At 65.8% G+C, this 12,321-nt stretch carries 11 protein-coding genes and 1 tRNA gene; all 12 read right to left on the bottom strand.

Translation table 11 applies throughout. The features are described from left to right. Positions 1-322: 322 nt before the first annotated feature. Positions 323-499, bottom strand: a complete 177-nt coding sequence (locus ACWAT4_RS20415) for a hypothetical protein (RefSeq protein ID WP_449727895.1) — start codon at positions 497-499, stop codon at positions 323-325. Positions 500-540: 41 nt separating this feature from the next. After that, positions 541-1,284, bottom strand: a complete 744-nt coding sequence (locus ACWAT4_RS20410) for a DUF7168 domain-containing protein (protein ID WP_449727894.1) — start codon at positions 1,282-1,284, stop codon at positions 541-543. Between the two features lie 48 nt (positions 1,285-1,332). Further along, positions 1,333-1,422, bottom strand: a tRNA-Ser gene (locus ACWAT4_RS20405). Between the two features lie 299 nt (positions 1,423-1,721). Further along, positions 1,722-2,048 (bottom strand): hypothetical protein, encoded by a 327-nt coding sequence (locus ACWAT4_RS20400; RefSeq protein ID WP_212302292.1) that lies wholly within the window; start codon positions 2,046-2,048, stop codon positions 1,722-1,724. 222 nt (positions 2,049-2,270) lie between these two features. Continuing rightward, positions 2,271-4,121, bottom strand: a complete 1,851-nt coding sequence (gene ilvD / locus ACWAT4_RS20395; RefSeq protein WP_212302293.1) for a dihydroxy-acid dehydratase — start codon at positions 4,119-4,121, stop codon at positions 2,271-2,273. Between the two features lie 163 nt (positions 4,122-4,284). After that, positions 4,285-5,145: an ABC transporter permease gene (locus ACWAT4_RS20390; protein WP_212445689.1), complete on the bottom strand. Its 861-nt coding sequence runs from the start codon at positions 5,143-5,145 to the stop codon at positions 4,285-4,287. Continuing rightward, the gene (locus ACWAT4_RS20385; RefSeq protein ID WP_449731236.1) at positions 5,142-6,071 is read right to left on the bottom strand and encodes an ABC transporter permease; all 930 of its coding nucleotides are present in this window, start codon (positions 6,069-6,071) and stop codon (positions 5,142-5,144) included. The genes ACWAT4_RS20390 and ACWAT4_RS20385 overlap by 4 nt, the downstream gene beginning before the upstream one ends. Next, positions 6,071-7,063: an ABC transporter ATP-binding protein gene (locus tag ACWAT4_RS20380; RefSeq protein WP_449727893.1), complete on the bottom strand. Its 993-nt coding sequence runs from the start codon at positions 7,061-7,063 to the stop codon at positions 6,071-6,073. Before ACWAT4_RS20380 ends, ACWAT4_RS20385 begins: the two co-directional genes overlap by 1 nt. Beyond that, complete coding sequence (locus ACWAT4_RS20375) at positions 7,060-8,043, bottom strand: ABC transporter ATP-binding protein (protein ID WP_449727892.1); 984 nt, start codon at positions 8,041-8,043, stop codon at positions 7,060-7,062. The genes ACWAT4_RS20380 and ACWAT4_RS20375 overlap by 4 nt, the downstream gene beginning before the upstream one ends. Before the next feature lie 3 nt (positions 8,044-8,046). Further along, positions 8,047-9,684, bottom strand: a complete 1,638-nt coding sequence (locus tag ACWAT4_RS20370) for an ABC transporter substrate-binding protein (RefSeq protein WP_212302297.1) — start codon at positions 9,682-9,684, stop codon at positions 8,047-8,049. Positions 9,685-9,714: 30 nt separating this feature from the next. Then, positions 9,715-10,530, bottom strand: coding sequence for a sugar phosphate isomerase/epimerase family protein (locus tag ACWAT4_RS20365; protein WP_449727891.1), 816 nt, complete (start codon positions 10,528-10,530; stop codon positions 9,715-9,717). Between the two features lie 466 nt (positions 10,531-10,996). Then, on the bottom strand, positions 10,997-12,268 hold the full coding sequence (locus ACWAT4_RS20360) for a DUF1236 domain-containing protein (protein ID WP_212302299.1): 1,272 nt from the start codon (positions 12,266-12,268) through the stop codon (positions 10,997-10,999). Between the last annotated feature and the right edge of the window lie 53 nt (positions 12,269-12,321).

The following is a 12,321-nucleotide window of genomic DNA, read 5'->3' as shown; positions in this document are numbered from 1 at the left end:
GCCTCCATATCTGAAATACAGGCGGCATAGTGCTGCGAAAAACCCCGCGCCCAATTGGTCAGCGTAGCCCGTGCTAAGGTTCATTGTGCCAGGATGTGATACTCGCGCAGCGGGAAAGAAAACCCGCCGACCTTGTGAGCCGACGGGAAGTTTTTTTGAATTGTAGATTGTGACCAGGGATTAGCTGGCCGCGGATTGGGAATCCGATTCGAGATCAAGCGGTCGCACAGGCCCATCTAAGTGGCAGACCCTGCTTCAGCCTCCGGCGGTGGCGACATCAGCCGCTGCCGGTCGCGCTGACTGTGCGATCGGCGCCGGCGCTTCATTGATCGCGCTCCTGCGCAATGATGCGCCCGATCTCGGCGGTCACGATCGCCTGCTCCTCGGGTGAGAGCTGCGCATATTTCGCCCCAAGCCTTTCGGCCTGGGTCAGCACACCCGAATTACAGCGACGCTGCATTTTATGAGCGCCGGCAGCATAGACGACTGATACCGCCATGCTCGCAGCTCCGGCTGGAGCCGCGCCCCTCCCCGAGGCATTCAGCTTCCCTTGGGAGTGGTCCGTGACTGTGCCTCGCCAAGGCCGGGATTGATGGCCAGCGACGCTCCGGCGGCGCCGCCCGCTTCATAGGCCGCCATCGACACCATGCGGCCACCGCTGCGCTGGGTCCGGAGCTTGAGGTCGAGCTTGTCGAATTCTGCATCGACCACCGAGGTCTTGAGGACGACCAGCCCGCGCCCCGTGCCTTCGTTGACCTGATCGCGACTGGCCTTGATCGCCACCAGCCTGTCCGCGATCGATGCCACCATCCCGAGCGCGAAGGAGGCATTGGCCAGATGCCGCTCCTGGTGACGGAACCGGGCGTAGTCGACCGAGGTCTTGAAGCGGCCAAGCTCGGCGCGCACGGCGCCGTCGATCAATTCGGCCAGATAGTGCGCGACCTCGACATCCGCGCCGAGACCGAAGAACACATAGCTGCTCTCGCCGGCCGCGTTCTTCTCGCGCCAGACCCGACAATCGCAGAAATGAGCGATCGCGCCGATGCAGTCGTCCAGGGGAATTCGCTTCTTGCGATGGGTCTCGTAGCCCCTCCGTTCGCACGGCGACGCGCGCAGCTCGACGTCCGAGAGCGACAAATCGTGGCGATCCAGCAGTTCGGCGACCTTGGCGGCGGCCGACAGCGCCTCGTCCTCGGTGCAGCCGTTGGCGATGGTTTTGGCGCGTAACGCCTGAATGCGGAGCTTCAGCTTGTCGAGCACGGCCGGATTGAACGTCTGATTCACCGATCACCTGCCGGGAAAGCCCGACAGACATACCCCGGTCGGATAGATTGGCGGAAGGGGTGGGATTCGAACCCACGGTACCCTTGCGGGCACGCCGGTTTTCAAGACCGGTGCCTTAAACCACTCGGCCACCCTTCCAAACCCGGATCGGCTGTCGCTTAACGCAGTCGGCGGCGCAAGGCAACGCGAAGTTGGCCAGCGCGCGCCGCCTGCGCTCCATTTTCGAAGGAACAGGACCTGTCAGGCGCGCGTCAGTTTGATCCTCTAGCCTTGGTCAGGACCGGCGACACCGCCCAGGGCATTGCCGGTCGCGAGGCCCGGTGGGAGACGCCTCCCTGTCCGGGCCTCGTTTGGCTTCGCCCGCAAAAGAAAACGCGGCGCCCTTTTGGGGCACCGCGCGAAGCCTGTTTGTTGCGCTGGTCTTTTGTTGCGTCGGCTCAGTAGCCGCAGGACGCGCAGCCCATCTGCACCGGCGCGTAATAGGAATAGCCCGGCGAGACCATCTCGACGCGCTGGCGCGTGGCGTATTGCGGCGGGATGCGCTCGTACTGGACGCTCGGGGGCGCCACCATCACGGTCTGCGGCACCATCACGGTGCGATACTGCGCGGGCGTGCGATGCGCGACGGTTGCGCCCGGCGAAACCATCACGGTCTCATCGACGGTGCGGTATTGCGGCGCGACGTATTGCTGCTGATAGCAGGTCGTGCACGGCTGCGGCGGTGCGTAGCAATTGTAGCAGCCGGCAGAAGCCGCGCCAGTCATCGAAATCGCGGCGACGACTGTTGAGAAAACGACAGCAAGAGTACGAGACATTATTGTGGTGCCCCAGTTGCCCGAAATGGATTTGCGAAGGTCGCGCGCAGTATACGCCGCAAAATTCATGTCTGCCGAAGTTCGTCGGGGCATCCTTAATGCGAACGGCCGGCTTTCGCCGGCCGTTCAGAACTTGTTGACCATGCGCGCTGGGCGCGAACGCCGCAGCGCTCAGTTCGAGCGACGCTTCACCTCGCGCACTGCGCCGCGCGCGGCGCTGGTGGTGAGCGCGGCATAGGCCTGCAGTGCGGTCGAGACGTTGCGCTTGCGCGCGGCGGGCTGCCAGGCGGCATCGCCTTTCGCCTCCTCCGCGGCGCGACGGCTCGCAAGCTCCTCGTCGGAGATCTCGAGGTTAATGCTGCGGTTGGGAATGTCGATGGCGATGCGGTCGCCGGTGCGCACGAGACCGATGTTGCCGCCTTCTGCCGCTTCCGGCGACAGATGGCCGATCGAGAGACCCGAGGAACCGCCGGAGAAGCGTCCGTCAGTGACGAGCGCGCAGGCTTTGCCGAGGCCCATCGATTTCAGATAGCTGGTCGGATACAGCATCTCCTGCATGCCGGGGCCGCCGCGCGGACCTTCATAGATGATGACCACGATCTCGCCGGCGACGACCTTGCCGCCGAGAATGCCGTCGACGGCGGCGTCCTGGCTTTCGAACACGCGCGCGGGGCCGGAGAATTTCAGGATCGAGGCGTCGACGCCGGCGGTCTTCACGATGCAACCGTCCTGCGCGAGGTTGCCGTAGAGCACGGCAAGTCCGCCGTCCTTGCTGAAGGCGTGCGCGAGATCGCGCACGACGCCCTTCTCGCGATCGGCATCGAGCTCGTCGTAGCGGCGCTCCTGGCTGAAGGCGACCTGGGTCGGAATGCCGCCGGGCGAGGCGCGATAGAATGTGCGCACCGCCTCGCTCTTGGAGCGTTTGATGTCCCAGCGCTCCAGCGCCTCGCTCATGGTCGGCGCGTGCACGGTCGAGACGGAGGTATCGATCAGGCCGGCACGATCGAGCTCGCCCAGAATGCCCAAAATGCCGCCGGCGCGATGCACGTCCTCGACATGTACGTCGGCGACTGACGGCGCGACCTTGCAGAGCACGGGCACACGGCGCGACAGGCGGTCGATGTCCTGCATCGTGAACTTGACCTCGCCCTCATGGGCCGCGGCAAGCAGATGCAGCACGGTGTTGGTCGAGCCACCCATGGCGATGTCGAGCGTCATCGCATTCTCGAACGCCTTGAAGTTCGCGACGTTGCGCGGCAGCACGGAGGCATCGTCCTGCTCGTAATAGCGGCGGACGAGATCGACGATGGTGTGGCCGGCCTCGACGAACAGGCGCTTGCGGTCGGCATGGGTGGCGACCACGGTACCGTTGCCGGGCAGCGCGAGGCCGAGCGCCTCGGTCAGGCAGTTCATGGAGTTGGCGGTGAACATGCCCGAGCAGGAGCCGCAAGTCGGGCACGCCGAGCGCTCGATCACCTTGACGTCGTCGTCGCTGACCTTGGAGTCGGCCGCGGCCACCATGGCGTCGATCAGGTCGACGGCCTTGGTCTTGCCCTGCAGCTTGACCTTGCCGGCTTCCATCGGGCCGCCCGAGACGAACACCGCGGGGATGTTGAGCCGCAGCGCGGCCATCAGCATGCCGGGCGTGATCTTGTCGCAATTGGAGATGCAGACGAGACCGTCGGCGCAGTGCGCATTGGCCATGTACTCGACGCTGTCGGCGATCAGCTCGCGCGACGGCAGGCTGTAGAGCATGCCGTCATGGCCCATGGCAATGCCGTCATCGACCGCGATGGTGTTGAACTCCTTGGCGACGCCGCCGGCCTGCTCGATCTCGCGGGCGACGAGTTGGCCGAGGTCCTTCAGATGGACGTGGCCGGGCACGAACTGGGTGAAGGAGTTGACGACCGCGATGATCGGCTTGCCGAAATCGCCGTCCTTCATACCCGTCGCGCGCCAGAGGCCGCGGGCGCCCGCCATGTTGCGGCCGTGGGTGGTGGTGCGGGAGCGATAGGCTGGCATGGCGATTTCCGTCCTCGGGTTGGCCGGCCCGGCGGGCGGGAAAATAGGAGCCGCCTCAGGCCTTTCCGGCCGGATAGCGCACGAGATGGGCGCGCGCAACGGGAACTTGCCCTGAAACCGCCCGGATTGGCCTCGTGCAGGCCTCCCCTGCTGCCGGCGCGGCCTATTGCAGGGTCGGATCCAATCGGTCGCGCAGCCAGTCGCCGATCACGGACACTGCCAGCGTGGTGACGACGATGGTGGTCGCCGGCGCCAGCATGATCCAGGGTGCCCGGGTCAGGTACTCCCGGCCATAGCCGACCATGTTGCCGAGGCTGGTCATCGGCGGCTGCACGCCGAGGCCGAGGAAGGACAGGCCTGACTCCATCAGGATCACCTCGGGGAAAACCAGCGTGGTCGAGACGATCAGGGTGGAAGCGATATTGGGCAGGATGTGCCGCAGGTAAATCCGCGAAGGCCGTGCCCCTAACTGGCGGACCGCGGCCGCGTAGCCTTGCGCATTGGCGGAGATGGCAAGGCCTCGGGCGATACGGGCATAGCGCTCCCAGCCGAACAGCCCCATCAGGCCGATCAGCAGCGGCAGCGAATTGCCGAAAAAGGCGAGCACCGCGAGCGCCATGATCAGGAACGGCATGCTGGCCTGGAAATCGGTCAGCATCAGCACGAGCTGCTCGATGCTCCCTCGGAAATGCGCGGCGAGGAAGCCGAGCGTGGTGCCGACCACCGCTGAGATCGCCGTCGCGCCGAACGCGATCAGCAGCGAGATGCGGATCGAAACGAGCAGCCGCGACAGCACGTCGCGGCCGAGTTCGTCGGTGCCGAGCCAGTGCGCGACGTTGCCGGGTGCCGCGAGGCGGTTGCGCAGGTCGAGCTGGGTGAAGCCGTACGGCGCGATCTTCTCGGCGAAGGCTGCGATCACCAGCATCGCGACGATCCAGCTGACCGCGAGCGCAACCGAGACCGGAATTGCCGGCAGGCTGATACGGCGGCGGACAGCCGATTCCTTCAACGTCGCGTCGGTCATGCATGCGCTCCCTTGGCCCGGAGACGCGGATCGAGGAAGCCGTAGAGGAAGTCGACGATCAGGTTCGAACTGACCATGGTCAGCGCCACCAGCAACAGGATGCATTGCACGACGGCGAGGTCGCGGTTGGCAACCGCGACGACGAGCAGGCGCCCGACCCCTGGCCACGAGAACACGCTCTCGACCACGACCGCGCCCGCTATCAGCGTGCCCACCATGAAGCCCAGAATCGTGACGGTCGGGATCGCCGCGTTCGGCAGTGCATGCGACGTCACCACCTTACGCCACGGCACGCCCTTGGAGGAGGCGGTGCGGATATAGGGCTGGCCGAGCACCTCCAGCATGGCGCTGCGCGTAAAGCGCGCCAGCACCGCGGCGCCGCCGAGGCTGAGCGTCGCGATCGGCAGGATCGCATGACGCCAGCTGTCCTGCCCGCCCGATGGCAGCCAGCCGAGTTGCACGGCGAAGACCAGCACCAGCAGCAGCGCGAGCACAAAGCTCGGCACGGTGAAGCCGGCGACCGCCGTCATCATCACGGCGCGATCGATCGCCGAGCCGCGATGAAGGGCCGCGTAGATGCCGGCGGGAATGCCGAGCGCGACCTTGAACACAAAGGCCGGCAAAGTCAGCGCCAGCGTCGCCGGAATCCGCTCCAGCACGAGGTCAATCGCGGGCCGACCATCGCGCATGGAGCGGCCCAGCTCGCCCTTGACGATGGCGCCGAAGTAATCGAGATATTGGAACCAGATGGGATCATCGAGGCCCCAGGCCTTGCGGAAGGCGGCGAGGACTTCCGGCGGCGCCTCCGGTCCCAAAATCATCAGCGCGGGATCGCCCGACAAACGCAGCACGACGAAAGCGAAGGTGACGACGAGCACGATCGTCAGTGCCGCGCGTCCAATGCGAATGGCGAAATAGCGTCCCATCATGCCGCGTCCCGGGTCTCGGCCCGCGGCCCCGTCACGAGATGGCAGGCGACCTGCCGGCCACCGCCCACGCTGGACAAGACCGGCACCTCGCTCGCGCAGCGCGCGATGGCGCGCGGGCAACGCGGATGGAAGGCGCAGCCTTGCGGCCGCGCCGCCGGGTTCGGCGGATCGCCCGCGAGCACGATTCGGCCCGCACTACGGCGGCCGGGCGCCGGCGAGGCCGACACCAGCGCCTGCGTGTAGGGATGCTCGGGGCGCGCAAAGAGATCGTCGGCACTGCCGACCTCGACGATGCGGCCGAGATACATCACGGCGACGACGTTGCTGATCTGCCTGACGACGCGAAGATCGTGGCTGATGAACAGCAGCGTGAGCCCAAGCTGCGCCTGGAGATCGCACAGCAAATTCACCACCTGCGCCTGGATCGAGACGTCAAGCGCGCTGACCGGCTCGTCGCAGACGAGGAAATCGGGTTTTGTCGCGAGCGCGCGCGCCAGCACGATGCGCTGACGCTGGCCTCCGGAGAGCGCGCCCGGATAACGCCCGCCATGCGCCGGCGTCAGTTCGACGGCGCGCAGCAACTCGCGCACCCGGTCCTCGCGCTCGGCCGACGCACCGAGACCGTGAATGTCGAGCGGCTCGCGGATCTGGGTCGCCACCGGCAAACGTCGGTCCAATGCGCCCAGCGGGTCTTGGAAGATCATCTGCATGCGCGCGCGCTGCGCACGCCACGCCGGCGTCCCCAGCATGGCCATCGGCTTGCCATCGAACCGCACCTCGCCGCGATCGGGCGGCTCGAGGCCGAGCACGATGCGCCCCGTCGTCGACTTGCCCGAGCCGGATTCGCCAACGAGGCCCAGCGTCTCCCCCTTGGGGATCGTCAGCGACACGCCGTCGACCGCATGTACAGCCGTGCTGCGGCCGAACATTCCGGAGCGCATGGAATAGCTGCGCGAGATCGAGGACACCTCGACGAGCAGCGCACTCATTCGGCGGCGATCCCGAGCAGCGCGCGGCGCGAGGCTTCGGCGCGGATGCAGGCAACGGCGCGATCGTCCGCAATGGGCGCCAGGCTTGGCGCCGCAAGACCACACGGTTCAGCCGCGAACACACAGCGCGGCGCGAATGCGCAGCCGCGAGGCATGTGCGCGGGATCGGGCACGGTGCCGGGAATGGCGGTGAGACGGCGGCGCGGTCCGTCGAGCGGCGGCAGCGCGCCGATCAGGCCTTGCGCATAGGGGTGCACGGGATCGGCGAACAGCTGGTTGGCGGGGGCCTGCTCGACGATACGGCCGGCATACATCACCGCGACGCGGTCGCAATTCTCGGCGACGACGCCGAGATCGTGGCTGATCAGGACCATTGCCATGCCCATCTCGCGGCGAACGGTGGAGAGCAGCTCCAAAATCTGCGCCTGGATGGTGGCGTCCAGCGCAGTCGTCGGCTCGTCCGCGATCAGCAGATCGGGATTTCCGGCGAGCGCCATCGCGATCATGATGCGCTGGACCTGACCGCCGGAGAATTCATGCGGATAGGCGGCGAGCCGCCGCGCCGCATCGGGAATGCCGACGAGATTGAGCAGGCGCAGTGCCTCTGCCTTCATCGTCTCGCCCGAGAGATCGCGATGCAGGGCGAGCGCCTCGCAGAGCTGCTTGCGGATGGTCAGCACCGGATTAAGCGCGCTCGCCGGATCCTGGAAGATCATGGCGACCCGCCCGCCCCTGATCTGGTCGAGCACGGAGGCCGGCGCGCCGAGGATCTCGCGCCCGTCAAGGCTGACCGAGCCCGAAACCTTCGCATGCCGCGGAAGCAGGCCGAGCGCGGCGAGCCAGGTCACCGACTTGCCCGAGCCCGACTCGCCGACGAGGCCCAAGGCCTCGCCCTTGCCAAGAGTGAGATCAACGCCGCGCAGGACCGGCACGCCGCCAAAGGCGACGCGGAGGCCCTCAATGTTGACCAGCGGCGCCACGCCTCAAGCCTCGAAATTGCCGGCGCGGAAATCCATCGCGAACGCCGGCGATGCCTTCCACTTGATCGACTTCGGCTTGGCTGTGAAGGTCGCGTTCTGGTGCAGCACCGTGTAAGCAGGGTCCTCGCGCTCAGCGATCTCCAGCATGCGGTGGAACGCCTTCTTGCGGGCGGCGCGGTCGGTCGAGGTCTCCAAAAATTCCGAGAGCTTGTTCAGCTCGGCATTGGTCCATTCGCCGATCTGCTGCTGCTGGCCGTTCGGGCCGTGCTGGGCGACCAGCGAGGACACGGGATCGTTGAAGGCGGCCGAATTCGACCAATCGCGCACGGCGCGGGACGGCGCGCGCTCCATGATCTGCGACCAGTTTTCCTTGGTCTCGATCTCAACGTTGAGGCCGACCGACTTCCACATCTCGACCAGCACCTGCGCGGTCGCGACCTGGTTGGTGTAGTAGTTGTTGAGCAGGCGATACGGGATCGGATCGCCCTTGTAGTTGGCCTGCTTCAACAGCTCCTGCGCGAGCTTCGGATCGTAGGCCGGCACGCCCCAGTCGGCGTTGAACATGTCGCCGTAAAATTCCCACTGCAGGCCCTTCGGCACGCGGGTACGGCCGGCCCACAAACTGTCGACGATGGCCTGGCGGTCAATAGCATGGGTGAAGGCGCGCCGCACCAGCGGATTGGCGAGCTGTGCATGGTTCTTGTCGAACACCGTCAGGCGGTGATTGAGGATGGTGCCGCCCTGCACTTCGAACGCGGCATTCTTCTCGATGCCCGCGATCTGGTCCGGCGGGATGTCGCAGGCGAACTGGTATTCGCCCGAGAGCAGTCCGTTGATGCGGCTTGCGACCTCGGGGACTTCGAGGAAGCGGATGCGCTTGAGCGGCGGACGGCCTCCCCAATATTCGTCGTGAGCTTCCAGCGTCAGCGACACGTCGGGCTTGAGCTCGACGACCTTGTACGGGCCGGTGGTGATCGGCTTGCGCGCCCAGTCGAGATAGCTCGCGGCTTCGTCCCAAGCGCGGCGGTTGGCGATGTCGGAGCCATAGCGCGACAGCCGGCCCTCAATGGTGACGTCGGGCGTCGCGTTGTAGAAGCGCACCGTATATTTGTCGACGGCGTCGACACGTACCAAATCCGGCCAGATGCGGCGGGCGACGGCGGGCACATCCGGCGGCAGCTCCTTGCCAGGACGCGGCGTCGGGATCTTCTCGAAAGCCTGGATGGTCGAGCGGCTCTTGGCCTCGGTCTCGCCGAACATGCGCTCGCGGCTGAAGGTGAAGACGACGTCTTCGGCCGTGAGCTCGTCGCCATTGTGGAATTTGACGCCCTGGCGCAGCTTCACTTCCACGGTCTGGTCGTCGATGCGCCGCCACTCGGTGGCAAGGCCCGGCACGGCCTCGAGGCTGCCGCGCCAGTTCTTGGAGATCAGGCCTTCCCAGATCGAGGAGAAGAACACACGCTCGCCGACATTGGACTGCTCGCGCAGCACGTCGAGCACGTTGGCGTTCGTCACCTTCTGCACGGCGATCGTCACCGACGGACGGTTGTCGGTCTGTCCGATGGCGAAACGCGGCAGCAGCAGCGTGCCGGCGGCAGCGCCGCCTGATTTCAAGATGGCGCGACGTGTGAGCTTGCTCATGGCGATGACCCCTGCCCTCTGTGATGTCGTTTATTCGGCGAGACCGAGCGCGGTGAGATGGGCGGCGCCCGCGCGGACGTCGTCGTGATTGCGCAGCTCGAGGATCAGCCGCGGATTGGAATTCAGCCGGCCAAGGGCGCGGAACACGGCAACCCAGGGGATGTTGCCCTCGCCCGGCGCCCAGTGCCGATCGGCGAAACCATCGGTGTCCTGGAGGTGCACATGCGTCAGCATGTCGCCGGCGGTTTCGACGTAATAGTCAACCGGCGGCGCACCGGTGGAGATATGGGCGTAATTGGCGTGGCCGGTGTCGAGCGAGACGCGGACCTTGCTGCTCTCGAGCGCCTTGGCGAGACGCACGCGATCGCGCGGATCCTTGTCTTCGATGTTCTCGATGACGATCTCGCAGCCGATGGTTTCGGCGCGCGCGATCACCTCGGCGAGCGTCGCCTTGACGCGCTCGACGATATTGGCGCGGTTGTCCGGATAGAGATCGAGATTGTTGTGGTCCCAGGTCGTGAACGGCGAATGCACCACCATCTGAGTCGCGCCGAGGAATTCCGCGGCATCGAGGCCCTGAAGCAGCCGCTTGATCACCGCCTGGCGGATCATCGGATCATGGCTGTCGATCTTGAAGCCCCAGAACGGGCCGTGAATGCCGAGGCGCCCGGTATGGCCAGCCAGCATCTGCTTGATGTCGGTGGCCGCACTTCGCCAGTCGCCATCGAGCAGATCGGCGCGGAAGAAGTCCTGAATTTCGAGATCGCGCTGCCGTTCGAGAAGCCAATCGCGGTGAGCGGGGATCGATTTGATGGACAGTGCGGCGCCCAACACCGGCTTCGACATGGCTTGCTCCCTTGATCGTCAGCGATGACGGGGAGCAGCGCTAGACCAGTTCAATGACAGGGCCGTGAAATGCAGGTTGCGTAGCACTGGTGAGATGTGGACATCCTGTCGCGCGCCTGCATCGATCTCGGGGCAGAAGCGAAGCACGGGCAGACGCACGCATCCGCGCGCGGATCAAGTGTGTTTGGGTCCGTAGTGACCCGGAATGGAATCCTAGCCACATCTCGCGTACATCGCGGGACATCGATCGGCGGCCACTTCCACGGGCATCACCCTCTGATCGCGCACCACGGGGTTGGGGGACCACATGGGGCGGGGGATTGAAGGCTGGGGCAAGGTGACGAGGTCCGGACTCCTAGGCACTCCGGACCTCGGAACTTTCTAAATCGAATGCAACTTCGCGCCGCCGGCTGTATGAGCCGCGCGGCGCGAAGTCGTTTTGGTGCTGTCTTGCCAACCCAGGCCCTCAGCGCGTTTGCGGCTCGATCGTCACCGTGCAGTCGCCCTGCCCTTGCGTCGCGACCACGATATCGCCAGTGGCCGCCCCAAGCGCGATCGGCGCGGACGCGCTGCCGTCCGGCATCTGAACCGTCACGCTCAAGGAGTCCGTACGTGCGGTTGACCCGACGGTCGACGGCTCGGCTTCGGCGACGTTGCCGGAGGCGTCGCGCCGCATGATCCGGCAATTCACATTGCTGCTGCCGCCGGCGGCCGCCATGCTCGATGAAGAACCGCCGCCCATTTGCGCGCGCGCCCGAGACGGGTCGCGGGGCACCTGGCTGACGATGCGATGCGTTCGCGGCTCGACGATGACGACGTCATCATCCGTCGCGAAATACTCGTAGTCCCGATATTCGGGCTCGATCGAAACGATCTCGGGCGGCAGCCGGTAGAGATGCACGCGCGAGGGGATCGTCTCGCCGACCCGGATCGAAATGTTCAAGTTATGCTCCGGTTGCGCCAGGCGCTCGCGGCTGAATCTTTCCGAGATTTGTACCTGCTTCTCGGAGTTCACGCGGGTCTGCTGGCTGACTTGCGTGTTGGTCTGCGTTGTTTGATTGGCTTGATTGGTCTGGGTTCCGGTTTGAGACGGCGCGCCCTGTGCGCTGTTGGTCGGCGGCGTCCGGCTGGTGTCGGTTGCAGTGGCAGGCCGGTTGCTCTGTTGCGCAGGCTGCTGCTCTGCCGCGTTGCGCGGAGGCTGGCTCTGATTATGCTCGCCCTGGTTGGCTGCCGCTCCCGCGCGCTCGTTCTGCTGGCCGGTGGGACCGCTCTTTGACTTCTCGGACTCTGCCGTTGATTTCTGCGGCGCAGACTTGTCCTGCTTCGTCTCAGCGCGGCCCTTATCGGCGTCGCGTCCCGGTTTCGCGCTGTCGGCTTCCCGGTCGCGGTCTTTCGATGGTCCGCGGGACTCTTGTGCCTGCTCCTTCGCATTCGGTGAGTTGCGCTCGGCAGCCGTGGCGGGCTGGCGTTTGTCCTCGTTGGCCTCGTGCTTGACCGCGCCGCCTTTCTCCTCGCGGCCTGCACCCTGCAGCCGCTCCTGGGCGCCCTGCGCGCGCTCTTGAACGCGTTCCGGGGCGCGCTCTTGGGCTGCTCCACCGTGTTGGGACGCTGCGCCCTTCGCTGGTTCCTCAGTCCGCCTCGGCTCGTCTTTGCGTTCACCGGGTGCCTGGGCATAGGCGACGCCGGATGCGAGCATAAGTCCAAAGGCGGCGGTCGATAACATCAAGTGCTTACGCATGGTCCCTCTCCTCGACAATTCGCAACAACAGACGCGAACGTCCTGTCGGTCCG

Source organism: Bradyrhizobium sp. T-1, from assembly GCF_053592855.1.
This window is presented reverse-complemented; position numbering and strand designations above follow the sequence as displayed.